This window comes from Oceanobacillus kapialis (genome assembly GCF_044790185.1).
Taxonomy (GTDB): domain Bacteria; phylum Bacillota; class Bacilli; order Bacillales; family Amphibacillaceae; genus Oceanobacillus_B; species Oceanobacillus_B kapialis.
Genome location: NZ_CP085256.1, coordinates 842,777 through 867,384, shown reverse-complemented (window position 1 = coordinate 867,384; position 24,608 = coordinate 842,777). Strand labels below are relative to the sequence as shown.

Annotated in this window: 25 protein-coding genes; 13 read left to right on the top strand and 12 right to left on the bottom strand. The window is 41.1% G+C overall.

Annotated features, from left to right (window positions below; genetic code table 11):
• Positions 1 to 12 precede the first annotated feature (12 nt).
• Entirely contained in the window at positions 13 to 804 is a 792-nt protein-coding gene (locus LG273_RS04605) for a YfkD family protein (protein ID WP_404458168.1), read from the bottom strand.
• 69 nt (positions 805 to 873) lie between these two features.
• Complete coding sequence (locus LG273_RS04600) at positions 874 to 1,263, bottom strand: OsmC family protein (RefSeq protein ID WP_404458165.1); 390 nt, start codon at positions 1,261 to 1,263, stop codon at positions 874 to 876.
• A gap of 137 nt (positions 1,264 to 1,400) precedes the next feature.
• Here LG273_RS04600 and LG273_RS04595 point away from each other — a divergent pair, with 137 nt between their 5' ends.
• A complete protein-coding gene (locus tag LG273_RS04595) occupies positions 1,401 to 2,564 on the top strand; it encodes an MFS transporter (RefSeq protein ID WP_404459477.1) in 1,164 nt (387 codons plus the stop codon).
• Between the two features lie 84 nt (positions 2,565 to 2,648).
• Here the strand turns inward: LG273_RS04595 and LG273_RS04590 are convergent, their stop codons facing one another.
• The 4 genes from LG273_RS04590 to LG273_RS04575 form a co-directional block, all read right to left on the bottom strand.
• Complete coding sequence (locus LG273_RS04590; RefSeq protein ID WP_404458162.1) at positions 2,649 to 3,332, bottom strand: amino acid ABC transporter permease; 684 nt, start codon at positions 3,330 to 3,332, stop codon at positions 2,649 to 2,651.
• A gap of 12 nt (positions 3,333 to 3,344) precedes the next feature.
• Complete coding sequence (locus tag LG273_RS04585; protein ID WP_379562188.1) at positions 3,345 to 4,223, bottom strand: transporter substrate-binding domain-containing protein; 879 nt, start codon at positions 4,221 to 4,223, stop codon at positions 3,345 to 3,347.
• Positions 4,224 to 4,457: 234 nt separating this feature from the next.
• Positions 4,458 to 5,279 (bottom strand): YihY/virulence factor BrkB family protein, encoded by an 822-nt coding sequence (locus tag LG273_RS04580; RefSeq protein ID WP_379562189.1) that lies wholly within the window; start codon positions 5,277 to 5,279, stop codon positions 4,458 to 4,460.
• A 30-nt stretch (positions 5,280 to 5,309) separates the two neighbouring features.
• Entirely contained in the window at positions 5,310 to 5,606 is a 297-nt protein-coding gene (locus LG273_RS04575) for a YtxH domain-containing protein (protein WP_404458158.1), read from the bottom strand.
• A 361-nt stretch (positions 5,607 to 5,967) separates the two neighbouring features.
• On the opposite strand from LG273_RS04575, the gene LG273_RS04570 reads away from it, so the two are divergent.
• Positions 5,968 to 7,281 (top strand): alanine/glycine:cation symporter family protein, encoded by a 1,314-nt coding sequence (locus tag LG273_RS04570; protein WP_404459475.1) that lies wholly within the window; start codon positions 5,968 to 5,970, stop codon positions 7,279 to 7,281.
• A gap of 47 nt (positions 7,282 to 7,328) precedes the next feature.
• On the opposite strand, the gene LG273_RS04565 is transcribed toward LG273_RS04570, so the two are convergent.
• Positions 7,329 to 7,997, bottom strand: a complete 669-nt coding sequence (locus tag LG273_RS04565) for an SOS response-associated peptidase (RefSeq protein ID WP_404458155.1) — start codon at positions 7,995 to 7,997, stop codon at positions 7,329 to 7,331.
• 21 nt (positions 7,998 to 8,018) lie between these two features.
• On the bottom strand, positions 8,019 to 9,014 hold the full coding sequence (locus LG273_RS04560) for a glutaminase (RefSeq protein ID WP_379562192.1): 996 nt from the start codon (positions 9,012 to 9,014) through the stop codon (positions 8,019 to 8,021).
• A 120-nt stretch (positions 9,015 to 9,134) separates the two neighbouring features.
• On the opposite strand from LG273_RS04560, the gene LG273_RS04555 reads away from it, so the two are divergent.
• Entirely contained in the window at positions 9,135 to 10,196 is a 1,062-nt protein-coding gene (locus LG273_RS04555; protein ID WP_404458152.1) for a hypothetical protein, read from the top strand.
• 21 nt (positions 10,197 to 10,217) lie between these two features.
• Here LG273_RS04555 and LG273_RS04550 read toward each other — a convergent pair whose 3' ends face one another.
• Positions 10,218 to 11,162, bottom strand: a complete 945-nt coding sequence (locus LG273_RS04550) for a CAP domain-containing protein (protein WP_404458149.1) — start codon at positions 11,160 to 11,162, stop codon at positions 10,218 to 10,220.
• Between the two features lie 439 nt (positions 11,163 to 11,601).
• Here LG273_RS04550 and mreBH point away from each other — a divergent pair, with 439 nt between their 5' ends.
• Positions 11,602 to 12,609, top strand: coding sequence for a rod-share determining protein MreBH (mreBH, locus tag LG273_RS04545; RefSeq protein WP_379562195.1), 1,008 nt, complete (start codon positions 11,602 to 11,604; stop codon positions 12,607 to 12,609).
• A gap of 106 nt (positions 12,610 to 12,715) precedes the next feature.
• On the opposite strand, the gene LG273_RS04540 is transcribed toward mreBH, so the two are convergent.
• Positions 12,716 to 13,864, bottom strand: coding sequence for a saccharopine dehydrogenase C-terminal domain-containing protein (locus LG273_RS04540; protein ID WP_404458146.1), 1,149 nt, complete (start codon positions 13,862 to 13,864; stop codon positions 12,716 to 12,718).
• Positions 13,865 to 13,908: 44 nt separating this feature from the next.
• On the bottom strand, positions 13,909 to 15,399 hold the full coding sequence (locus LG273_RS04535; RefSeq protein ID WP_404458143.1) for an aldehyde dehydrogenase family protein: 1,491 nt from the start codon (positions 15,397 to 15,399) through the stop codon (positions 13,909 to 13,911).
• Positions 15,400 to 15,772: 373 nt separating this feature from the next.
• Between LG273_RS04535 and kynU the strand changes: the two genes are divergently transcribed.
• The 9 genes from kynU to LG273_RS04490 all read left to right on the top strand — a co-directional run bounded on the left by kynU (position 15,773) and on the right by LG273_RS04490 (position 23,803).
• Entirely contained in the window at positions 15,773 to 17,044 is a 1,272-nt protein-coding gene (kynU, locus tag LG273_RS04530; RefSeq protein ID WP_404458140.1) for a kynureninase, read from the top strand.
• Positions 17,044 to 17,691 (top strand): arylformamidase, encoded by a 648-nt coding sequence (kynB, locus tag LG273_RS04525; protein ID WP_404458137.1) that lies wholly within the window; start codon positions 17,044 to 17,046, stop codon positions 17,689 to 17,691. The genes kynU and kynB overlap by 1 nt, the downstream gene beginning before the upstream one ends.
• Positions 17,688 to 18,533: a tryptophan 2,3-dioxygenase gene (gene kynA, locus LG273_RS04520; protein WP_379562200.1), complete on the top strand. Its 846-nt coding sequence runs from the start codon at positions 17,688 to 17,690 to the stop codon at positions 18,531 to 18,533. The genes kynB and kynA overlap by 4 nt, the downstream gene beginning before the upstream one ends.
• Before the next feature lie 130 nt (positions 18,534 to 18,663).
• Positions 18,664 to 20,007, top strand: a complete 1,344-nt coding sequence (locus LG273_RS04515; RefSeq protein ID WP_379562201.1) for a sodium-dependent transporter — start codon at positions 18,664 to 18,666, stop codon at positions 20,005 to 20,007.
• Between the two features lie 9 nt (positions 20,008 to 20,016).
• Positions 20,017 to 21,366 carry a CoA-disulfide reductase gene (locus LG273_RS04510; protein ID WP_404458133.1) on the top strand — a complete coding sequence of 450 codons (1,350 nt, stop codon included), beginning with the start codon at positions 20,017 to 20,019 and terminating at the stop codon, positions 21,364 to 21,366.
• Positions 21,367 to 21,395: 29 nt separating this feature from the next.
• Positions 21,396 to 21,779 carry a hypothetical protein gene (locus tag LG273_RS04505; protein WP_404458130.1) on the top strand — a complete coding sequence of 128 codons (384 nt, stop codon included), beginning with the start codon at positions 21,396 to 21,398 and terminating at the stop codon, positions 21,777 to 21,779.
• 44 nt (positions 21,780 to 21,823) lie between these two features.
• Positions 21,824 to 23,005, top strand: a complete 1,182-nt coding sequence (locus LG273_RS04500; RefSeq protein WP_404454591.1) for an IS256 family transposase — start codon at positions 21,824 to 21,826, stop codon at positions 23,003 to 23,005.
• A 154-nt stretch (positions 23,006 to 23,159) separates the two neighbouring features.
• Positions 23,160 to 23,708: a hypothetical protein gene (locus tag LG273_RS04495; RefSeq protein WP_404458127.1), complete on the top strand. Its 549-nt coding sequence runs from the start codon at positions 23,160 to 23,162 to the stop codon at positions 23,706 to 23,708.
• The gene (locus LG273_RS04490; RefSeq protein ID WP_404458124.1) at positions 23,660 to 23,803 is read left to right on the top strand and encodes a hypothetical protein; all 144 of its coding nucleotides are present in this window, start codon (positions 23,660 to 23,662) and stop codon (positions 23,801 to 23,803) included. Before LG273_RS04495 ends, LG273_RS04490 begins: the two co-directional genes overlap by 49 nt.
• Positions 23,804 to 23,936: 133 nt before the next feature.
• Here the strand turns inward: LG273_RS04490 and LG273_RS04485 are convergent, their stop codons facing one another.
• A complete protein-coding gene (locus tag LG273_RS04485; RefSeq protein ID WP_404458121.1) occupies positions 23,937 to 24,608 on the bottom strand; it encodes a hypothetical protein in 672 nt (223 codons plus the stop codon).

Genomic DNA, 24,608 nt, shown 5'->3' with positions numbered 1-24,608 from the left:
AATCAATTAATTTTATCTCACATTATAAGAGAAAGAAACATGATCCTGTATAGGTATCCAGGCACCAATCCCTTGTTTGGTTACATTTTTTACGACGAGAGCCTTTTTAGATCCTTTTAACTGAATATATACTTCTCCAAAGGTAACTTGTCCCTTTTCATTAACTGCGGGGGCATAGGAATCTAATGTGGCGTGCTTTTCAGTCGGAACAGAGTAAGAGTTGTCTTTCTTCGTATTTTTACCAATAACAGTATGGTAAGCTAGCGGAAGCTTTGTTTTTTCTTTCGATTTAAGGAGCATCATTTTCTTAATATCATCTGGATTTGCGATTTTATTTGTTAATGCACCTTTCACTTCCTTCTGTTCTTGCTGAACATAGTTCATATTCTGAGCTGTTTCTCCACCTACATTATTTAATTCATTCTTATTGATCGGTTGATATTCCCAGTTAATAGTCGTCTCAAGAGACTCATAATTCAGTGGCCATCTGCCAATAAAGACCATCCCACGATACCCAAGGGCAATTGGTGAGGGATTAATTGTTGATTCATTCAGCATTTTAATCAGCTCGGGGTTTTCAACTTTCACTTTTAGGCTTTCTATTAACTCTTTTGTTAAATCACTTGGTTCCACTACTTCCTGATCTTCTGTAGCGTTCGGGAAAGTATTTTCCTTAGAAATCGTTAGCACATGACTTGGGATTTTAAAATCTTCTTTCTTTTCTTTACTGAATCCACTAGACGGAAAAAGAAGTGTAAACACACATAAGGTTACTAATAAGAAAACAACATTGCTTTTTTTCATTGATTTTATGTCCCTTCTTTTTCCTCTAGTTTTTTCGGACATAAAATTTTTATACCTATTCACGCAGTTTTAGCTAAGTTCAACGGTATCAATTTGCTCTTCTATTGTAATACTGTTTTCAACGGAGCGTACCATCGAACAGTTTCTACGAGCAATTTCCAAATTTTTATATAATTTTTCAGGGTCAAGACGACGGCCTTTCACAACATAATGAAGGACAATCTTTTCAATCCGATTTGCCTCTTCAGGATTTCTTTCTACTTCTGCGCTAATTTGTAAATCCACAATTTCGGTGCGCTGCTTTTCTAAAATTTTGCGAAAAACAGATGCACTACAACCCGCTATCGAGGCAACCATAAGTTGAAAAGGTCGGTAGCCAAATTCGTCGTTTCCTGATATATCCAGTTCTCCGTATGGAAGCTCTACTCTCATACCATTTTCTTTCAGATGAAATTCCATTTGAAACCCTCCTATTTAATCCTTTGTATACTATAACCTTAATTCATTTTTACATAACCTTCAAAAATCTGTAACGATTGACGATTGCAAAAAAAGACATTAAATTGAATAAAGAGATTAAAATGAAGGAGAACAACATGGTATCAGCTAATACACGATTTTGGATATTAATTGCACTCGTAACGATTTCAGGGTTTTCACAGGGAATGCTGCTTCCACTCTTAGCAATTATTCTCGAGCAAAATGAGGTTTCTTCCTCCATAAATGGCCTCCATGCCACAGGGCTTTATGTTGGGGTCTTACTTGCATCGCCGTTCATGGAGAGACCAATGCGTAAATTAGGATTTAAGCCGATTATCGTTATTGGAGGATTGCTTGTTTTTGCATCCTTAGCTTTCTTTCCGTTATGGCAGTCTCTTTGGTTCTGGTTTGTGCTACGTATGATGGTAGGAATTGGCGATCAAATGCTTCACTTTGGAACACAAACATGGATTACGACTACTGCATCTAAAGAATCCCGTGGACGTAGCATTGCTTATTATGGTATGTTTTTCGGGTTAGGATTTGCTCTTGGTCCATTAATGACAAGGCTTCTATCCATCCATGAAGCACTTCCCTTTTTTGTTTCAGCTGGGCTTAGCATGATCGTATGGTCCCTTATGTTGTTTGTACGCAACATGTGGCCAGCAGATGATTATGATTCCGGGAGTGGTAATAGCTCCATTAAACGTTTTATCCAAACGGGAAAAATAGCGTGGGTTGCTTTGCTTCCCGGTTTTGGCTATGGTTTCCTTGAGGCAACCTTACATAGTATTTTTCCTGTTTACGGATTAAGAATAGGCCATGATGTCGATATCTTATCCTTACTTATCCCTTGCTTTGCGATTGGTAGTTTAATTACACAGCTTCCACTTGGGATACTGAGTGACCGAGTTGGCCGAAAAAACATATTGCTTTCCGTACTTATTGGCGGAATTGCTTGCTTTATGTTTGCAGCATTCTTGGAGACCTCTGTTATTGCGTTATTTATTTTATTTACGCTTGCTGGAATGTTCGTCGGTTCCCTATTCTCTTTAGGCATTTCTTATATGACAGATTTATTGCCAAGTAATTTGTTACCAGCTGGTAACCTAATGATTGGGATCACTTTCAGCCTTGGCAGTATTAGCGGCCCATTCCTTGGTGGCTTGTACGTCGAGTTTTTCCCAGGACTGTCCTTTTTCTACCTAATAGGGCTCATGCTTATCCTTGTACTTGTAGCAATTTACTTCAAACGAGACAAACAAATCGCGACATCTTAGTTAATGAAGCCACTATATTTTCTTTGCAAAAAAGCCTCATGGACCCAGGTCCATAAGGCTTTTCTCACTTTAATAGCGAATTTCCTAAACAAATCGGCTATACCGTTCTTCCAAACGATCTTGAAAGAACGAAATCAAGATACATACAGGCCAGTATATAAGCGCGACAAGTATGTACATAGTCATCGCATCAAATTCTCTACCTGCTACAATTTGTGTTTTTTGGAACAGCTCTGGCACTGTTATTACTGCTGCTAGCGATGTTGCTTTCACAATATCCATAAACACGTTTGTAAGTGGTGGAATAGCAATGCGCGTTGCCTGCGGGAGAATAACGATCCGCAATGTCTTAAAATATGGCATGTTAAGCGCTCGCGCTGATTCCCATTGCCCATGGTCAATACTGTTTAAAGAGGAACGGTCAATTTCCGCTATATAAGCAGCGCTATTTAATCCAAACCCTACACAGGCGGCGACCATTGCTGTAAATTCTATACCTACTACCGGCAAACCAAAATAGAGGATAAACAAAAAGACTAGAATTGGTGTACCACGCATGAAGGAAATATAAATCCTTGCAGGCCATCGTAAAATAAGACGATTAGATCCTCTGGCAAGCGCAAGAAAAAGCCCTAAAACAAGCCCAACCCCCATGCTTATAAACGAGATAAGCATGGTTGCTGGCAAACCACTTAATACAAAGGGAAGGCTCTCCCATGCTAGTACCGGATCAAACAACCCACCAAAATCAAAACCACCTAAGTTCATAATAAATTCTCCTTATAGATCAAGGCCTTCAATTTCTTGTATTTCTTCTGTTGGTTTCTGTGATGCATCTTCCTTATAAAACTTCTCAGCTAACTCTGTAAGTGTACCATCTTCTCGCATTGCTGTTAGCGCCTTGTTTATTTCTTCTGTTAACTTATCCGCATCCTTTGGCATTACGATTGCTTGCTCTGTTGGATGGAATTTTAGGTCTGGATGTAAATGGATATCAAAATCTGGGAAGCCTGCAACACCAAATTTAGATAAAAAGTAGTCATTTACAATAACATCTGTTCTGCCATTGTGAACGTCACGCAAATAAGCTTCGTTCGGGGCGTTACCATATGTTTTTATTTCCGCACCAAAATGTTCAGCAATTTGACTGTAGATCGTTGTTGCGCCACCACCTGCTATTTTACCTTCAAGATCCTCAAGAGATTCAATTCCAGAGTTATCTTCTTTTCTTACAACCATGGTAGAATATGAATATTTATATGGCTCACTAAAGTTGAATTCTTCTTTCCGTTTATCTGTCGCTTCAATATCATTTGCAGCAACATCAATACGTCCACTTTTTACAGCTGGAAGCATACCATCAATCCCCAAAATTTCAAACGATACATCCAGATTAAGACGCTTAGCAACTTCACGCATTATTTCTACGTCATAGCCTGTTAGCTGATCCTGACTTTCTTCTTCCCCATCGTAAAATGATGCAGCTAATAATGTACCAGAAGTTCCTACTACCAATTCACCGGACTCTTGGATTTCATCCCATCTTTCATCTGTACTACCTGTTTCATTGTTACTGTTTTCTTCATTATCTTCTGTCCCGCAAGCACTTAAGAAAACCATAACAGCAACAAATGAAAGCATTAACAATACTTTCTTCATAATTCCCCACCTCTATTGTTATATTTAAAAATATATTTAGATTGTAACAGGTATAACAGATAATTTCAAAATTAAATTTTTAGTTTTATTTTTTTACGTTAAGAATTGAGGCTATTATCTCACTTTGCTTGTAGCTTTATACAAAAAACAGTGAGGTTGTTGAGAACCTCACTGTTTAAAGAGCAGATCATATTATTTTATTTCTAATTTTAAACCGTTGGATAACACTATTGCTTATTTATGCAGTCTTTTTTCCCGAATATAGGCGTTAAGAACGCCTCCAGCCATAATTATAATACCTGACAGATAAAACCAAATCATGAGCACAATTACGGTTCCTAAGCTTCCATAGGTAGCTGAGTAATTTCCAGCAGTAGTTACATAAAAGGAAAAACCTAGCGAAGCAAGCTGCCATAACAATGTAGCAAAGAGAGCTCCCCAAATCGTATTTTTAAAATATACCCGTAAATTTGGTGCAAGCTTATACAAGGCAACCAATACAATAAAAATCACTACGGAAGAAACAATCCAACGCAGTCCTTGCCATACGACTATAAAGCTTTCTGATAAGCCGACAAATGAGAATAAGTACATGCCGATCATACGTCCGAAAATAGGTAAAAGGAATGCAATTAAAATGACTAGTACCATGGCGATAGTAAGAACAATCGCAATTAATCGCGAGACAATAAAGGAACGATTCTCCTCGACACTATACGCGATATTAAAGCCTCTCATAATGGCGTTTACCCCATTTGATGCCGCCCAAAGTGTTGCAATAAAACCAAATGATAATAGTCCGCCATTCTGATCTGCAAGCAACTGACTAACATTTGTACTAATTAAATCAACAATTTGGGGTGGTGCATAGGTGCGGATTGTATCGAGTATAGCAATATCATCAAAAGGCAAATAACCAACCAAAGTCAAAAGAAACAACAGAAAAGGAAACAACGATAACAGGAAGAAATATGCCAACTGTGCCGCTAAACCAAACACGTCCACTTCTTCAAACTTGGCATATATTTCTTTAACAAAGTTAGGTACTTTGTTCACGTAGACACACTCCTATACGAACAGTCATCCCTACTCTATTCTGTTTGTTTCATTTCTATTCGTATATTTTTCTAAAGTTGTTTCTACTTGTTCCAATGCATTTATCGTGCTTTGTGCTCCACTACTGAAGTTTTGATTAAATGTATCAAAAGCTACTCTTACTTTTCTTACTGCATCAGACGGATTGTGAAGCACTGATTGTGTCCCTGATTTAAAGGACGCTAATTTCATTCGGGAATAATGACGAGTCTCCCGATCAAATAAGGTAATTGCCCCTCCGACAAGTGCCCCAATTAATACTCCGAATACTAGTTTTCGATTACCCATTTTGTTTCTCTCCTTTTTCTTTATGTAGTCCAGAGCTCTTAATAGCTTTCCCAAATCTTTATATCTTAAGAGCATCTCCAATAATATCTTTATTATAAGCAACTTACCAATCACTAATCAACGATTAGCTGTTCAGAAAAATCAGCAACCCCCAGTTATAAAACTTAAAACAATATTGATAACTATTAATTGGAACTAGGAAAAAGAGGAGAATATTGCACTAATTGACATAAGAAGTCTATTATTTCATAAAACACTTGACTTAAATTTTCTTAATATTTAATATAATACAATAACAGGGGGAGGGGTTAAAGTGGAGGATATCATTAGTTCCATAAGTAATATTGTATGGGGTCCACCAATGCTTATATTAATCGTTGGTGCCGGCCTATATTTAACGCTGCGTCTTGGCTTCTTACAATTTCGAACATTACCTTATGCGTTAAAATTAGCATTCAGTCCAGCACGCCAGGACAAGAAATCCCAAGGGGACATTAGCCACTATCAGGCGCTTACTACTGCCATGGCAGCTACGGTCGGAACAGGAAACATTGTTGGGGTAGCGACGGCTGTTGTGTTAGGTGGCCCTGGTGCAGTGTTATGGATGTGGGTTACAGCGCTTTTAGGAATGGCAACGAAATATGCAGAAGCCATCCTTGCTGTTAAGTATCGGGTAGTCAACAGTAAAGGCGAAATTTCCGGTGGACCGATGTATTATTTAGAAAAAGGATTGAAAGCAAAATGGCTCGGCGTCTTATTTGCCATTTTTGGATCATGTGCTGCGTTTGGGATCGGCAACATGGTACAATCCAATTCTGTTTCAAAAGCGATGTCAGATTCCTTTAATGTTCCAACATGGGTAACTGGCCTGATCCTCATGCTTTTAGTTGGTCTGGTTATATTAGGAGGAATAAAAAGCATCGGAAAAGTTACCTCATTTTTCGTACCAATCATGGCAGCTTTTTACGTTTTAAGTGGACTTGTTATTATGGTTTTAAACTTCGATATTGTGCCACAAGCAATTGGAACAATTTTTAATGATGCCTTTACAGGAAGCGCGATTGGTGGTGGACTCCTCGGAACGGTTATTCGCTACGGGGTAGCGCGTGGGGTATTTTCAAATGAAGCCGGGCTTGGTTCTGCGCCTATTGCGGCGGCTGCTGCGAAGACAGATTTACCGGGAAGACAGGCACTTGTTTCCATGACACAGGTTTTTATTGATACAATTATTGTTTGTTCTGTTACCGGGATTACAATTGTAATGGCAGACATGTATGGGGGCGGCCTAGAGGGTGGCGATCTAACCTCCGCTTCTTTTGCTGCATTCCTTGGTGATACAGGAGGCTACATTGTTACGATCGGCATTGTGTTATTCGCTTTTTCTACTTTAGTAGGCTGGTCTTACTACGGAGAAAAATGTTTCTCATACCTATTCAGTGATAAGGCAATTCCATACTACCGTGTGGTCTTTGTGCTTGCCGTCATGTACGGGGCACTGGAGGAGTTAAGTGTCGTCTTTGGCATCTCTGATATTATGAATGCCCTTATGGCAGCACCAAACTTAATCGGTTTAATTGGTTTATCTGGAGTCGTTGTCTATGAAACGAAGCGATTTCTTAAAGTCGCCAAAGAAGAGAAATATCAGAGTAAAGAAAGAAAAGCACGGATTGGATAGAAGAGGAGAGCTTAACATGGCTCTCCTCTTCTTTTATACGCTGATATTTATGCAAGTGGTGCAACACAGGCTTCATCATTGTTTTTAGCTGCATTGACATAAGTAGATACATTATAAGCATCAAGATCATCTACTTCAATATTTTTAAGAAAAGCATGCATGGAGGCAGGATTCTCTGTCTGCGGGAGGATCCATTCAGCTTCTTTATCCTTTGGCAAAATTATTGGCATACGATGGTGGATTTCCTGCATAAAAGGATTCGCTTCCTTTGTTAAAACCGTGCAGGTGAAAAGCTCTTTTTCCCCCTGCTCCCATTTATCCCACAATCCGGCGAAAGCAAAAAGGCTGCGATCTTTTAAGCGAATCCGCTTTGGTTGTTTTCCATGTTCATTCTTTTGCCATTCAAAAAAACTATCCGCAACGATTAAACAACGCTTTTTAGCCATAAGCTTTTTAAAGCTTGGCTTTTCATGAGCTGTTTCACTCCGAGCATTAATCATTTTATAGCCAATCTTTTCATCTTCAGCCCAAGATGGCACTAGTCCCCACCTTAAATAGCCGGCACGTTTTTTCTTCCCGTCATGTATGATAGCAAGCACATTTTGACCAGGTGCAATGTTGAAGCTCTGTCCATAATTATCTATTCTGTCCTGTTCCAAATCGAAAGTTCTTAAGACCTCAAGTTCATCCGCAAGCATCGTATACCGTCCACACATAATCCATCCTCCTTTTACTACCTAGAATATACTTAGATCCCACTGTGTTGCAATATGTCTGAGCAACCTAATTCCTGCTGTACTATTTCCCTTGCTATCCAAGGCCGGTCCGTAAACCGCCATCCCACAACCATCCATAAATGGCAGGGGTTCATTTCGCACACGTGGTGGGGACACGGCAATTATCCCACCAGAAACCCCACTTTTCGCAGGAATGCCGACATATGCCGCGAACTTCCCGGAAGCATCGTACATGCCACATGTCAGCATGAGAGCCTTCGCGAGACGAGCAACCTGTCTTGGAATAAAATGTTCCTCCGAATCAGGATCTTTTCCATCATTTGCAAGAATTAATCCAATCCGAGCTAAATCATCAATCGTTACCTCAAGGGAGCATTGTTTAAAATACGTATCAAGTGTAACCTCAATATCTGATTCCAAAAATCCTGTTTCCAATAAATAATAACCTATTGCCTTGTTCCGTGTTGAAGTCTCCCGTTCAGACTCATAGACTTCTAGGTTTATGTTCGGTCGATGACCAAGTATTTTCTCCATTAAAGTAAGGAGCGGATCCAATTTTTCTTCAGAAGTCTCCCCACACAGCATGGAAGATACCGTAATGGCTCCTGCGTTTACTAATGGATTAAATGGTTTTTTTAACTGTTTCATTTCCAAATGCATGATGGAATTAAAGGCTTCCCCTGTTGGCTCTACGTCTACCTTATCCAACATATAGGCGACACCTCTCTCCATACAAGCAACGATAAAACTAAGTACTTTGGAAATACTTTGTATCGTAAATTTGACGTCTACATCCCCAGATCGTATCTTCATTCCATGCATGCCAATAATCGAAATCCCAAGATGATCCTGCTTCGCTTCCTTCAGTGCTGGTATGTATGAGGCAACCTCTCCTTCTGAGGTATGCTTCCTATAAAAAGAAACCCAATCATCCACATATTCTTGTAGCCATTTCTGTGACATCCCCGTATTCCAATTCACTGCTCCCTGTACCATGTGTAAATCCTCCTGTTAGTCATATGTAAAACCATTTCCCTTCTGTTTTTCCCCTAAACGCCTGAAAATATAAAAGAAACTTCATATGGGTGTGGCTTCGTTTTAGTTATTGCGGGAGATATGGCTGAAGTTTGTGTGGTGTTGTGGTTGAGTGGGGAGCTGCGTTGGTTGATTTCACTGCTCCCTCGGTCGATTGATCAGCTGCACTGGTTGATGACACTGCTCCATTGGTTGATTGATCAGCTGCGTTGGTTGATGACACTGTTCCTTTGGTCGATTGATCAGTTGCACTGGTTGATGACAATGCTCCTTTGGTCGATTGATCAGCTGCACTGGTTGATGACACTGCTCCATTGGTTGATTGATCAGCTGCGTTGGTTGATGACACTGTTCCTTTGGTCGATTGATCAGTTGCACTGGTTGATGACAATGCTCCTTTGGTCGATTGATCAGCTGCATTGGTTGATGACACTGCTCCTTTGGTCGATTGATCAGCTGCACTGGTTGATGAAACTGCTCCATTGGTTGATTGAACAGCTGCATTGGTCGATGACACTGCTCCTTTGGTCGATTGATCAGCTGCATTGGTTGATGACACTGCTCCTTTGGTCGATTGATCAGCTGCACTGGTTGATGACACTGCTCCATTGGTTGATTGAACAGCTGCATTGGTCGATGACACTGCTCCTTTGGTCGATTGACCAGCTGCTTTGGTTGATGGCAATGCCCTGTTGGTTGATTGATCAGCTGCTTTGGTTGATGACACTGCTCCATTGGTTGATTGAACAGCTGCATTGGTCGATGACACTGCTCCTTTGGTCGATTGACCAGCTGCTTTGGTTGATGGCAATGCTCCCTTGGTCGATTGATCAGCTGCACTGGTTGATGAAAATGCTCCATTGGTTGATTGATCAGCTGCGTTGGTTGATGGCAATGCTCCCTTGGTCGATTGATCAGCTGCTTTGGTTGATGACACTGCTCCATTGGTTGATTGATCAGCTGCTTTGGTTGATGACAATGCTCCCTCAGTCGATTGATCAGCTGCTTTGGTTGATGGCAATGCTCCCTTGGTCGATTGATCAGCTGCTTTGGTTGATGACACTGCTCCATTGGTTGATTGATCAGCTGCACTGGTTGATGACACTGCTCCCTTTGGTTAACACAAAAAAGAGGCTAACCTAAGTTAGCCTCCTCACTAAAATATTATTTTCCAATAAATTGTTGTGTCCAGTGATTTCCTTGTTCAACGTATCCTACACCGATGTGTGTAAAGTTACCATTCATGATGTTAGCACGGTGACCTTCACTGTTCATCCAAGCATTCACTACTTCTTCTGGTGTGCGTTGCCCTTTAGCAATGTTCTCCCCAGCAGTGCTGTAGCTAATGCCGAATTGCTTCATCATGTCAAATGGAGATCCGTAGTTCGGGCTGTTATGAGCAAAGTAACCACTTGATGCCATATCACGAGACTTTTCACGTGCTACTTTGCTTAGCTCTGTATCAATCTTCAATGGTGCTAGACCTTGTTTTGCTCTTTCTTGGTTTGTTAGTTCTACAACTTCTTGTTCAAATTGGCTTAGTTCTGAAGTTTGAGCTTGCTCATCAGCTTGTTTGTTTTCTTCAGCTACAGGCTGTTGTGGTGCTGGCGCTTCTGTTTGTTCTTCTTGAGCTGGTTGCTCTTGTTTTGGTTCTTCTTGTTTAGGTTGTTCTTGCTTTGGCTCTTCTTTTACTGGTGCCTCTTGTTTTGGCTCCTCTTTTTGAGCTTGTTCTTCTTTAGGTTGCTCTTGCTTTGGTTCTTCTTTTACTGGTGCTTCTTGTTTTGGCTGCTCAGCTTGTTCTTCTTTTGCTGGCTGCTCTTCTTTCTTTTCCGGTTGCTCTACATTATTTGCAGGGTTTTTCTTTTCAACTTGGATTTTATCCCAGTTAAAATCTTTCCAGTTTAGTTGGAACTTAGAAAGGTATTTATTTACAAGTTCATTGATGCTTTCACCAGAAACATTTCCCCAATTCCCATTAATAGAATAGTAGATTTTATATATATGATTCTGATTTACATCCTTGGCTTGTGCATCAACAGAATTTTGAAAAGCTCCTCCAAATAATAAAGCAGCTGATAGTGCTGTGACCATACTTACTTTCTTAAACATCTTGCTACACTCTCCTTTTGTGTTTGTGTTGTTTTGTTTTGCAGAATCATCATAGCATGGATTTTCTGTAATATTAGTGGCAGTCTTTGCCAAACTAGATAAATAGACTTACAAATTTTCGTATTCTCGTAAAAATCCTTGTAAATAAAAGAAGTGTAGTTTGACCTAAAAACGGGTAAATAGGAAAAAGTTCAGCACAAAGGAAAATTTTACAACAAAAGCACTATTGACACCCCTCGAAAAGACGGTGTTTTGTTACAATCACGGCCAACTTGTAACCAAAATGTTACTTGATTTTACCCGGAAAGATAGTTTATTTTTGTCACAATCCATATAGAATCTATTGCCAAAATATGTGCATTGTATAGGCACCCCCAAAAAGTATACTATTTAATAGAATGACTGTATGAGAAAATTGCCATCATTGGAGGATATTATTATGTTATCTACTGCAGAAATCGGGATTGATCTAGGTACTGCAAATATACTTATATATTCAAAATCAAAAGGAATCGTATTAAATGAACCATCTGTTGTTGCAATTGATGTAAATACGAAGCAGGTTGTCGCAGTTGGAGCGGAAGCAAAAGAAATGGTAGGGAAAACGCCACAAAACATTATCCCAATACGTCCATTAAAAGATGGTGTGATAGCGGATTATGATGTAACAGCTCAAATGCTTAAGGAATTTTTGAAAAAGGTAAGCAAGAAAATCGGTATGTCGATGAGAAAGCCAATTGTCGTTGTATGTACGCCGTCTGGAAGTACAACAGTAGAACGTCGAGCAATCCACAATGCTGTAACAAGCTATGGTGCGAAACAGGTGCATTTAATAGAAGAACCTGTGGCTGCAGCGATCGGCTCAGACCTTCCTGTTGATGAACCGGTGGCCAACGTTGTAGTGGATATCGGTGGAGGTACCTCTGAAGTAGGAATCATCTCATTCGGCGGAGTCGTATCCTGTAACTCTGTGCGCACTGGCGGAGATAAAATGGATGATGAAATTATTCATCATATCCGCAAGCAATATAACATTCTAATCGGGGAGCGTACTGCGGAAAATGTTAAAATGGAAATTGGCTTCGCTCACCCGAATCACAAGGAAGAAACGATGGAAATTCGCGGTCGTGACATGGTATCAGGCCTTCCAAAAACTGTTGTGATCACTTCTACTGAAATTCACTATGCTTTAAAAGAATCACTAGATTCCATCTTAGAAACAATTCGAGCTACGCTTGAGAACTGTCCTCCGGAGTTAAGTGGGGATATCGTGGACAATGGGATAGTACTAACTGGTGGTGGTGCACTACTTAGAGGAATGCAGGAATGGTTATCAAATGAATTAATCGTTCCCGTCCATCTTGCGCCAAACCCGCTTGAATCCGTTGCAATTGGAACAGGACGCGCTCTTAAAATGATTTCAAAACTGCAAAAAGCGACAAAATAGGAACAAAAGCCGGTGGCCTGTTCGAATTCTTACAACAATTCGAACAGGCTTCCGGCTTTTACTATTTGGATAAAACGCTAAATACCAATTATCACTATAGAAATTACTAGATAACTTCCTCTCTAATAACCACACCACGTTTATACATCTCTTCAATATATGCTTTTCCTGGTACGATTTGTTCAGGAGGGTGGACGCCAGATTTGGTTATTGTCTTATCTCCAATCATTTGAGCCACAACAGAGATTGTGTTTGCTGTAGCTCTTGCCATCGCCGTAATGTTTTCTTTTTTATCTTTAAAGGTTGTCATTTCATATTGGTAAGTCGTCCTCTCCCCAGCTTTTTCACCTGTAACGAGTACCCTTAAAAGTACTACATCCTCCTTATGGCCCAGTTGCACGATCGGTTCCAAAACTTTCAGCAAAACTTCTCTCGGGTTTACTACATTGCCGGCAATGTCCACGGTGTATTGCTTTTTAGTTAGATTTAAGTCTACAAGCAGTTTAAATTTTTTCGCATGTCCTGGATAGCGGATGGTTTTGTATTCTAATGTGTTAAGGTGTGGATAGGATAGAGACAGGGTTGATGTTCCTCCAGAGGTATGGAAAGCCTCCAATGGACCAAATTTATCGAAATAAATGTTTTCCACCTCCGACAAAGAGGCAACCTCCTGTTTTAATCCATTTCGGATGATCATGGCAGGATCTGTATAGTGATCAAACACCCCTTCCATGGAGAAAACATGATTATACTCAAGTGGGGGATCTGGCTTAACTGGTATTCCTCCCACATATAGCTTCATTTCACTCAATTTATCTAGTTTACTAGCTCCATAGCCTGCTAGGATATTTATCATCCCTGGTGCAACCCCAAGATCAGGAATAATTGTTACCCCTGCCTCTGCTGCTTCCTTTTTCAAGGCTAAAACCGCATTTGTTATATTACCAATATGTCCACCTAAATCAACAGCACTTACACCAACCTGGATTGCTGTTTTCGCCACCTTCTCATTAAATGAGTAAAAAAGCGCATTAATAATCACATCAAATTGACGCATATATGCAGCAAGATCTGTCTTGTCTGCGGCATTGACTTTGAAGGGCTTCAGTTTAGGAGAATTTAACTGTTTACACGTCTTCTCAGCTAATGTGAAATTTATATCAGCTAGCCCCACAAAACTTACACCATCACTAGCTACAAGATCACGAGCAGCTTCTTTCCCCATTAACCCTGCTCCAAGCACACCTATCTTCATGCCATCCACTCCCTCTTATAAAATTTCCTTCTTTGAAGAAGAGTTTATTCGACGTCAATCTGTGCTCGCTGGAGCTTTCCGCTGTAATCCACATAGATTGCCTTCCATTCCGTAAACACATCCAGTGCTTGAATGCCGGAATCACGGTGGCCATTGCCTGTTCCCTTTGTACCGCCAAAAGGCAGATGGATTTCCGCTCCAGTAGTACCAGCGTTAACATACACAATTCCTGTATCAAGATCCCTTTGTGCACGAAATACTTGGTTAACATCGTTGGTGAATATTGAGCTTGATAAACCAAAGGAGACACTATTATTAACCTCAATGGCTTCCTCAAAGCTTTTTACAGGGATTAAGGAAACAACTGGCCCAAAGATCTCCTCCTGGGCAATTCGCATTGTTGACGAAACATCTGTAAACAGTGTAGGAGCAAAGTAGTTCCCACTTCGTTGATCACCTTCTGTTAACACCATTCCACCTGCCAGTAATCTAGCACCCTCCTCTTTGCCAATTGACACGTATTCTTTAATTTTTTGTAGTCCTTCTTTATTAATGATCGGGCCAACCTTTATTGATTCATCTAATCCATTTCCAATAGTAAGCTGCTCCATTCTCGCTAATAAATGCGCTTCTAAAGTAGACTTAACAGCTTCATGCACAATAACTCTGCTACATGCCGTACATCGTTGCCCGCTTGTTCCAAAGGCACTCCATAAAATCCCTTCCACTGCCAAGTCAATATCTGCGTCGTCCATAACAATTACAGCATTTTTCCCGCCCATTTCAAGGGATACCTTTTTAAGCTGTCTTCCACAAGCTGCTGCAATCCCTCTTCCTGTGTCGTTGGACCCTGTAAACGAGATGACTTGCACGTTCTCATCATGTACCAAAGCATTTCCAACTTCATTTCCTGACCCAAAAACTACGTTCACAACACCTTTTGGGAGACCTGCTTCTTCAAGAATTTTAGCAAGCTCAAAAGCCATAATAGGTGTTTCTGTTGCAGGCTTCCAAACGACGGCATTTCCTGCAATAATCGCCGGGAATGACTTCCATGTGGCAATAGCAATTGGGAAATTCCAAGGTGTAATTATCCCCACAACGCCGACGGGCACACGCTGGCTCATTGCAAATTTGTCCTTTAATTCTGCAGGTGTTGTTTGGCCGAACAACCTTCTTCCCTCACCTGCCATATAGTAGGCCATATCAATTCCTTCTTGTACTTCTCCTCGTGCTTCTTCAATCACTTTACCGTTCTCACTTGTCAGAAGTTGCGCTAAATATTCCTTCTTCTCCTTCATTAAGTACCCTACGCGATATAAAAACTCAGCACGCATAGGTGCAGGAACAAGGGCCCATTCCTTTTGTGCCTTCTTCGCAGCACTCACTGCTTCCTCCACATGCTCTTTCGAAGATAACGGCACTTGAACAAGCTCTTCCCCTGTAGCAGGGTTGACCACAGCAGTTGTGCGAGCAACCTCCTTCCACTCCCCATTAATATAATTTCGTAGCTTTTCTATTTCTAGTTTCACCATATAACGAACCCCTCTCTATCAGCATGTATGTTTAGAAAGTGAATCTACCTGTAGGAACTTCCAAATTGCTTTATAGATCGTTATTGCCTCTTACTATATAGTTTATTTCTAAAGCTATTTCATATGACCGCTTTCCCTTTATCAGTTCAATAACTGGTAATTTTTGATGTCCTAAGTTTCTTATATAGCGCTCGAAACTCCGACAATGCAATAGCTAAAGGCCTCTCATTTATTGTCAAATTCATAATATATGTGGGTGATTGGATAAGCTGTTTCAACATTACAACCTAGAAGATTGAAAAAACCATGAAATGTGGCATCGGCTTTTGTTAGAATAGAAGATACAATACTTTTACAGGAAGAGGCGGGGCGATTGAACATAGAGAAATCATATGCTGAACGATTAGATAAAGAAGATGAATTAAAAACATTCCGTGAAGAGTTCTATCTAGGAAAGGATACTATCTATTTTGATGGAAACTCACTTGGCCTCCTTTCCAAACGGGCAGAGCAAAGTGTTAGCAAGCTTATGGCTTCTTGGAAAGAGTACGGGATAGACGGATGGACAGAAGGTGCTCATCCTTGGTACTACCTATCTGAAGAATTGGGTAATCTTACTGCGCCTCTGATTGGAGCAGAAGCAGATGAAGTCATTGTGACAGGCTCTACGACAACGAACCTACATCAATTAGTCGCAACCTTCTTTCAATCAGAAGGCAAGCGCACAAAAATTCTGGCAGATGAATTAAATTTCCCTTCTGATATTTATGCATTAAAAAGTCAGCTTGCATTAAAAGGGTTAGACCCTGACAAACATCTGATCCAAGTTAAGAGTAATGATGGTAACACACTAGAAACAAATGATATTGTCCGAGCTATGACAGATGATGTTGCAATCATCATCCTACCAAGCGTCCTTTACCGAAGTGGCCAGCTTCTAAATATTCGTACGTTAACAAAAGAAGCACACGCAAGAGGAATTTTAATTGGCTTTGATCTCTGTCATTCTATTGGATCGATTCCCCATGAATTATCGGAGTGTGGTGTAGACTTTGCCTTCTGGTGTACATATAAGCATTTAAATGGTGGACCTGGAAGTGTAGGTGGTCTTTACGTAAACAAAAGACATTTCGGCAAGCATCCAGGACTTGCTGGCTGGTTCAGCTCTGCAAAGGATAAACAATTTGATATGGAGCATACCCTGTCCCCAGCTTCTACAGCAGGTGCGTATCAAATTGGAACACCACATGTCTTAAGTATTGCTCCGTTAATTGGCTCCTTAGAAATGTTTGAGGAGGCTGGAATAGACAGAGTCAGAGAAAAATCCCTTCGCTTAACCGCATATTTAATGGAACTCATCAAAGCTGAGCTGTCGGACTATGGATTCGCCCTTGCCAACCCTCAGGATGAGATTTCACGCGGTGGTCACGTGTTTCTACTTCACCCTGAAGCAGCACGTATTTGCAAGGCTCTAAAAGCAAACGGTGTGATACCGGATTTTCGTAATCCAAATGGCATTCGCCTTGCTCCTGTTGCACTTTATAATACTTTTACTGAAGTCTGGGAAATGGTGGCACGACTTAAAAAAATAATGGACGAAAAAAGCTATAAAGAATATGAGAATAAACGAGGAGTGATCGCATAATGGCAAACTGGATTGATATCTCACAGCCTCTGACAAATGATATGGCTCACTGGCCTGGTGACACGCCTTTTCGTTACAGCTTAACTTATTCAAAGGTAGAGACTGGCTCTGTCAACATTGGGCAAATGACCGCCAGCCTGCATACAGGGACGCATGTAGATGCTCCATTCCACTATGATTCGAATGGAAAAACGATCGATCAGCTTAACCTTGATCGCTATATTGGGGAGGCCATTGTGGTCGATGTCAGCCAATCAAATGTTATAAACCTTGAAGTGCTAAAGCAGGCAGAACTGAGAGGGTGCAAGCGTGTTTTATTAAAGACATCACTTATTAATGATCCAAAACGATTTCCTGACACAATGCCTTCGATTGCACCAGAAATTGCAGCATACCTACAGGAGAAAGGCGTTACGCTTTTAGGAGTCGACATCCCTTCTGTGGATCAGGCTGATAGCAAGGATCTGGAAACCCATCATGCTTTATACAGGCATGGGATAAATATTTTAGAAAATATCATGCTAGACCATGTAAATCCCGGATTGTACGAGCTTATTGCACTACCACTTGCTATTCAAGGCGCTGATGGCAGCCCCGTACGTGCTGTCATTAAACCTTTATCTGAAAAGGAGCGAACCGACCGATGAAAGATAATCAGAACGAAACCTTTAAATCAGAAAAGGGAATTCACACCGATTTTAAGGAAAAGATGACGTACGGGGACTATTTACAACTCGAGACTTTATTGGAAAGCCAGAAAAGGTTATCCAATCACCATGATGAAATGCTGTTTATAATCATTCATCAGGTCAGCGAGCTTTGGCTTAAATTAATCATTCACGAGATAAAAGCTGCTATTGCAGCAATTCAAAATGGCGAACTACAAGCATCGTTTAAAATGTTGGCACGAGTTTCGAAAACACAGGCACAGATTATTCAAGCATGGGACGTCCTTTCTACCCTTACGCCAGCTGAGTATATGGAATTTCGTGATGATCTGGGCAACGCATCCGGCTTCCAATCGTATCAATATCGTCTTGTAGAATTCGTACTTGGTTACAAGACCCCGTTTATTTTAAAGATCTATGAAAAAGATCCAAAGGTGCATACTATATTAAAAGATGCCTATCATGCTCCAGGGCTTTATGATGTAGCAATTGAAGCACTGGCTCGTGCCGGTTTTGACATTAATCCAGAGATACTTAACAGGGATTTTTCAGAAACCTATGCAAAGGATGATACCGTGGAAGCTGCCTGGATGGCCGTTTATCAAGATGTAAATCGTTACTGGGAGCTTTATCAACTGGCAGAAAAGCTTGTAGACATTGAGGATTGGTTCCAACAGTGGCGATTTAGGCATATGAAAACGGTGGAGCGGATTATTGGGCATAAGACAGGTACTGGTGGATCGTCAGGAGTTGGCTATTTAAAAAAAGTACTCGATCATTATTTCTTCCCAGAACTCTGGGCAATACGTACAAAGCTTTAATTGGTGGATTATAACTTAATTAAGTGGGCCTCTCTATTTGGCTTTTCAAAACATTTAATAGAAAAACTACCTTGTAGCTGATATACTAAATAAAATTTTACAACTTAGACGTTTGAAAGAGAGGCATACTATGGGTAACAAAACGGAACAATGGTCAACAAAGCTTGGCTTTATACTATCATCAGCAGGTGCAGCAATTGGTCTTGGTGCCATCTGGAAATTTCCTTATATGACAGGGATGAATGGTGGGGGAGCCTTTTTCCTCGTTTTTATCGCCTTTACTATTATCATTGGGCTCCCTATTCTCATTGCTGAGTTTATCATCGGTCGCGGGGCGCAAAAGGAAGCTGTCACCGCCTATCAAACACTTGCTCCAAAATCCAGATGGTCGTTTATTGGGAAATGGGGAGTCGTAGGCGCCTTTTTGCTGCTTTCCTTTTACAGTGTTGTTGGCGGCTGGGTACTCCTTTATAGCTTATTGTCCATCCCAGGCATGATTATTAAAGAAAACGCCGATTATGCGGCATTATTTGCGTCGATTAATGGGAGTCCTGCCTTTACGATATTGGGATTAGCTCTTTTCCTTTTGATTAATGTGGTAGTTATTTCATTCGGCATTAAGGATGGCATTGAAAAAACAAGCAAAATACTTATGCCGCTTCTGTTCATATTCTTTATTATTCTTGTAATACGGGCTGTTACATTTGAAGGCGCCTTAGAAGGTATTCGATTTTTTCTCCAGCCTGACTTTTCTAAGTTAAATCCGAGCAATATTCTTTATGCGCTTGGTCAATCCTTTTTCTCTCTTGCAGTAGGAATATCGGTCATGGTCACCTATAGCTCCTATTTGAAAAAGGATGTCAGCTTGCCAATGGCCTCAGGATCCGTCACCATTATGAATATTTTCGTGTCTCTGTTGGCTGGACTTGCCATTTTCCCGGTGGTATTTGCGTTTGGCCTTGAGCCTTCAGAAGGGCCAGGATTATTATTTATCGTTCTACCAGAAGCTTTCTCACAAATGCCGTTTGGAGAAGTTTTTCTAAGTTTGTTTTTATTACTATTTTTATTTGCAGTACTGACTTCTTCGTTCAGTATGCTCGAAATTATCACCTCAGCATTCACAGAAAAGAAACAACGTTCTCGTAAGAAGGTTGCAGCTATTGCTGGTATTTTAGTATTTATTGCTGGTATCCCGGCAGCCTTATCATCAAGTAATCTATCTGAATTCAAGATCTTTGGTTTAACAGTCTTTGATGCAACAGACTTTCTCGTAAGTAACATAATGCTACCGGGTGGCTGTCTCTTTATCGCAATATTTGTTGGCTTTAAGATGGATAAAACCCTTGCTAGAAATGAATTCTTATCTGGCAGCAGCTTGCCTTCTGGCGGCTACCAATTGTGGTTCCAGCTGATTCGTTGGCTCGTTCCATTAACCATCGTGGTAGTGGTCTTACATTCATTCGGAATACTCTAATCAGGAGGAATGACGTTGAAGAAAAAAATTATTATTGTCGGCGGAGTAGGAGGCGGGGCCACTGTAGCTGCCCAAATTAGACGATCCGACAAAGAATCCGAAATACACATCTTCGAAAAAGGGGACCATGTATCCTTTTCAAATTGTGGCATGCCCTATTATCTCGGCGGTGTACTCGAAAGCCGGGAAGATATACTTTACCCGACAACAGAATTCCAGAAAGACTTTAGCATGCAAGTCCATACCGACACGGAAGTAACGCATATCAACCGTGAGCAAAAGCAGATCAGTTTTAGGAGAGGCGATTCCTCCGAGAAAGAAACTACTTCCTATGATAAACTGATTCTCTCACCTGGAGCCTATGCGCTATGCCCGGAGATTAATGGTATGGTGGACGATAGAACCTTTACGTTGCACACCATTCCAGATATGGATGCAATTGACCAATTTATTGAAAAATACAAGCCTACCACAGCCGCAGTAGTCGGAGCGGGGTTCGTCGGGTTAGAAATGGTCGAAAACCTCCATGCCAGAGGAATCACCTGTACCGTAATAGACCGTGGTGATCAGGTAGCGAAATTAGTTGATAAAGACATGGCAGAGCACGTCTTTAGCCATTTAAAAGAGAAAAACGTTGCCGTTAAGCTGAATGACGGCTTATCCTCCTTTTCAAATGAAGGTAAAAAGCTCCATCTAGAAAGCGGAGAAACAGTGGATGCAGATCTGACCATCCTTGCCATCGGGATACGGCCCAATACAAAGCTGGCCGTCGATTCAAGTCTCAAAATCGGCAATACGGGAGCTATAACTGTAAACCGCTATATGCAAACATCCGATCCTGACATTTATGCACTCGGAGATGTTACCGAAACGTCTGATAGCATAACAGACTCAGCTAGAAATGTTGCGCTCGCATGGCCAGCTCATCGTCAGGCGTATATAATCGCCAGCCATCTAAATGGAGAGAATATTGCATATGAAGGGACGATGGGTACGGGAATATTAAAAGTATTTGACCTTACTGTTGGCTCCACAGGTCATACTACCACTTCCTTGAAAAAAGCTGGCTACACCTTTAAAGAGGCAAGCTTACAGGCAAATTCTAATGCCAGTTATTATCCTGGCTCTGACAAACTCTGGATTAAAGTTTTGTTCGAGGAGGAAACCGGGACAATTTATAGTGGACAGGTTGTCGGGTATGCTGGCGTTGATAAAAGATTAGCCGTACTCGCTACTGCTATAAAAGGTAAATTAACGGTGGCCGATTTACAGGAGCTCGAATTAGGCTATGCTCCACCCTTTTCAAGTTCCAAGGACCCATTAAATATATTAGGATACAAAGCAGGGGCAATGTTATAGAGCGAGATTGGTGAGAGAGGGTTTGGTGGTTGATTGGGGTAGCGGTGTGGTTGATTGGGGTGCTGGCGTGGTTGATTGAATTGCTGCTGTGGTCGATTGCGATGCCGGCGCGGTTGATTGAATTGCTGCTGTGGTCGATTGCAATGCTGACGCGGTTGATTGGACCGTCTGACTGGTCGATTGCAATGCCTCCACGGTTGATTGAATTGCTGCTGTGGTCGATTGCAATGCTGGCTTGGTTGATTGCTTCGCCTGACTGGTCGATTGCAATGCTGGCTTGGTTGATTGCTTCGCATGGCTGGTCGATTGCACTGACTCCGTGGTTGATTACTTCGCTGCTGTGGTCGATTGGGTTACGTCTATATAATTGTGTAAAAAGGAACATAAAAAAAGGTCATATTAATTCCTTATGATACAATGTTTTCAACCACGATAAACAATGTAGGAGGAATTAATAATGACCCAGTTACAGTTTAACCTAGATTTTGAGAAAATAAAAGATGAGGTAATGCAATCCGATTTAAACGACGTCGTTAAATCTTCCATCGTTATTCTTTTTAATCAGTATATGGAGATGGAAAGAGACAATTATATGGCAAATAGTACATATGAGCGAAACGATGATCGGCATGATTACAGAAACGGTTACTATGAGAGAGACCTCACTCTCAGTGTAGGAAAGGTGAATTTAAAGGTTCCACGTACGCGTAGCGGTGATTTCTCAACGGATCTATTTGAGAAGTACAAACGTTGTGATAAAGCCTTTTTGCTTTCGATGTTAGAGATGGTTGTCAACGGTGTCTCTACTCGTAAGGTGACAAAAGTGGTGGAACAGCTCTGCGGAGAAAAAGTTTCTAAATCTATGGTTTCTGAATTGACGAAAAAACTGGACCCGATTGTTCAAGAATGGTCTGAAAGACCACTAAACCAACAGTATTACAACTATGTTTATGTCGATGCGATGTACATTAAAGTCCGGGAATATCACAAAGTAGTATCCAAGGCTGTTTATATCGCTTTGGGTGTTAATAGCCAAGATAAGAGGGAAATCCTAGGGTTCAAGATAACTAGTTCTGAATCTAAAGAGGGGTGGAGTGACTTCTTTGAAACATTAAAAGCTAGAGGGCTTCAATCTCCAAAAATAGTTATATCAGATGCTCACGAAGGTTTAAAAGCAGCGATAAAGGAAAACTTCCTCAACACAAGCTGGCAACGATGTACGGTTCACTTTTTAAGGAATATTATCAAGAACTTTCCGAAGAAGGGATCCAAAGAAGCGAGAGAACATTTAAAAGAAATATTTAAAGCATCGAACCTAACAATCTCCAGGATGTTAAAAAAAGAATTTATGGAGAAATATGAAAGTGAAGCGAAGTACAAAAAAGCTATTGAAACGTTAGATGCGGGCTATGAGGATGCCATACAGTTTTATTCAGAGGATAGAGATGCTCATGTCCATGTTCGAACGTCGAATGTATTAGAGCGACTGAATTCCGAAGTTAGAAGAAGAGAAAGCGTGATAAGAGTCTTCCCTAATGTCAACTCGGCATTTCGACTGATCGGTGCCGTCCTAATGGATTGTGAAGAATCTATGGATATCGGGGGCAAAAAGTTCTTTTATCGTAGTAAAAATAGATAGTACAAGGAAATGTATGCCGAAAAATTTTATTTGGTAGGGAGGGGTACCCCTCCCTACCAAATAAAATTCAATATAATAAAACCATAGTTGATAACTTGTATCTATAAATTACACAATACTATGGACTTGACTGTCGATTGCAATGCCGGCGTGGTTGATTGCTTCGCATGGCTGGTCGATTGCACTGACTCCGTGGTTGATTACTTCGCTGCTGTGGTCGATTGCAATGCTGGCGCGGTTGATTGGTTCGCTGCTGTGGTCGATTGCAATGCCGGCGTGGTTGATTGAATTGCTGCTGTGGTCGATTGCACTGATGGCGCGGTTGATTGGACACCCTGACTGGTCGATTGCAATGCTGACGCGGTTGATTGGACCGCCTGGCTGGTCGATTGCAATGCCGGCGTGGTTGATTGGAGAGCCTGACTGGTCGATTGCAATGCCGGCGTGGTTGATTGGAGAGCCTGTCTGGTCGATTGCAATGCTGACGCGGTTGATTGAAAAGCCCGGCTGGTCGATTGCAATGCCGGCGTGGTTGATTAGTCCGCCTGACTGGTCGATTGCAATGCTGGCGTGGTTGATTGCTTCGCCTGGCTGGTCGATTGCAATGCCTCCACGGTTGATTAGACACCCTGATTGGTCGATTGCACTGCCGGCGTGGTTGATTGGACCATCTACTGGTCGATTGCACTGCCGGCGTGGTTGATTGGACCATCTGACTGGTCGATTGCAATGCTGACGCGGTTAATTGAACAGCTTGTCTGGTCGATTGCAATGCCTCCACGGTTGATAAAACTGTAACACTCATGGCCACCATGAAGGCAAGCGCCTTTTTTAATCAGCCACGCCCAATTTCCCATAACCCACACGCTAAATCTAAAAACCGCATGAAGTCCAGGCGATATTGCCTGACTCCATGCGGTTTATTTAATAATTACAGGTCTTCTTCAAAGCGATAGATAAGCGTATAATTGTTTTCATCAAGCAGTTCTGCCACATGAACTCTTACGCCATGTCCAAATACTACTTCATCTTCTGTTGTCGCTACGATCATCGCTTTTGTACCATTGTGTACATCGATGTAGATGTCACCGACCACTGGGTTTAGGGAGTTATCACTTTCAGCTAAGTAGCTGATGGATTCATCCTCTAATTGCTGTGCTTCTGGTACAAGGCTCTTATCATAATATGCAATTTCCTGACTCGCGTCTGCTCTACCAGGAACCATCACGACATATTCGTTATGTTTTACTCCATTGTCTCTTGTTGTCACGACATTGCCATCATCTACACTGTCCACTTTTTCAATTTCATTTAATGAATAGTGGTCAAGAAAATCAGGTGCAGGCTTGGTAATTAAAATATAGTCACCTTGCTCTGGTTTGCGATCCTTATCAATCGTATAACGTTTTCCATAAAAAATAAACGTATCGTTATGCTGTGGTCTGTATAGCGTGATCTCACTAGCTTTCGTCAAAATTTGTTTCATATCCTTTAAGCGATAGAGATGGACAGACTTCTTAAACATCGGTTTAACCGTATATACTTTATGTAGCTCATTATTGTAAAATACGAATTGGCCTTTTCTAACCTGAAATAATTTCAT

Bases quoted from the DNA above. Each gene is read 5' to 3' on its own strand.
- LG273_RS04605 (WP_404458168.1), bottom strand. From the start codon at position 804: ATGAAAAAAAGCAATGTTGTTTTCTTATTAGTAACCTTATGTGTGTTT.
- LG273_RS04600 (WP_404458165.1), bottom strand. From the start codon at position 1,263: ATGGAATTTCATCTGAAAGAAAATGGTATGAGAGTAGAGCTTCCATAC.
- LG273_RS04595 (WP_404459477.1), top strand. From the start codon at position 1,401: ATGGTATCAGCTAATACACGATTTTGGATATTAATTGCACTCGTAACG.
- LG273_RS04590 (WP_404458162.1), bottom strand. From the start codon at position 3,332: ATGAACTTAGGTGGTTTTGATTTTGGTGGGTTGTTTGATCCGGTACTA.
- LG273_RS04585 (WP_379562188.1), bottom strand. From the start codon at position 4,223: ATGAAGAAAGTATTGTTAATGCTTTCATTTGTTGCTGTTATGGTTTTC.
- LG273_RS04575 (WP_404458158.1), bottom strand. From the start codon at position 5,606: ATGGGTAATCGAAAACTAGTATTCGGAGTATTAATTGGGGCACTTGTC.
- LG273_RS04570 (WP_404459475.1), top strand. From the start codon at position 5,968: ATGCTTATATTAATCGTTGGTGCCGGCCTATATTTAACGCTGCGTCTT.
- LG273_RS04565 (WP_404458155.1), bottom strand. From the start codon at position 7,997: ATGTGTGGACGGTATACGATGCTTGCGGATGAACTTGAGGTCTTAAGA.
- LG273_RS04560 (WP_379562192.1), bottom strand. From the start codon at position 9,014: ATGGTACAGGGAGCAGTGAATTGGAATACGGGGATGTCACAGAAATGG.
- LG273_RS04555 (WP_404458152.1), top strand. From the start codon at position 9,135: ATGGCTGAAGTTTGTGTGGTGTTGTGGTTGAGTGGGGAGCTGCGTTGG.
- LG273_RS04550 (WP_404458149.1), bottom strand. From the start codon at position 11,162: ATGTTTAAGAAAGTAAGTATGGTCACAGCACTATCAGCTGCTTTATTA.
- mreBH (WP_379562195.1), top strand. From the start codon at position 11,602: ATGTTATCTACTGCAGAAATCGGGATTGATCTAGGTACTGCAAATATA.
- LG273_RS04540 (WP_404458146.1), bottom strand. From the start codon at position 13,864: ATGAAGATAGGTGTGCTTGGAGCAGGGTTAATGGGGAAAGAAGCTGCT.
- LG273_RS04535 (WP_404458143.1), bottom strand. From the start codon at position 15,399: ATGGTGAAACTAGAAATAGAAAAGCTACGAAATTATATTAATGGGGAG.
- kynB (WP_404458137.1), top strand. From the start codon at position 17,044: ATGGCAAACTGGATTGATATCTCACAGCCTCTGACAAATGATATGGCT.
- kynA (WP_379562200.1), top strand. From the start codon at position 17,688: ATGAAAGATAATCAGAACGAAACCTTTAAATCAGAAAAGGGAATTCAC.
- LG273_RS04515 (WP_379562201.1), top strand. From the start codon at position 18,664: ATGGGTAACAAAACGGAACAATGGTCAACAAAGCTTGGCTTTATACTA.
- LG273_RS04510 (WP_404458133.1), top strand. From the start codon at position 20,017: ATGACGTTGAAGAAAAAAATTATTATTGTCGGCGGAGTAGGAGGCGGG.
- LG273_RS04500 (WP_404454591.1), top strand. From the start codon at position 21,824: ATGACCCAGTTACAGTTTAACCTAGATTTTGAGAAAATAAAAGATGAG.
- LG273_RS04485 (WP_404458121.1), bottom strand. From the start codon at position 24,608: ATGAAATTATTTCAGGTTAGAAAAGGCCAATTCGTATTTTACAATAAT.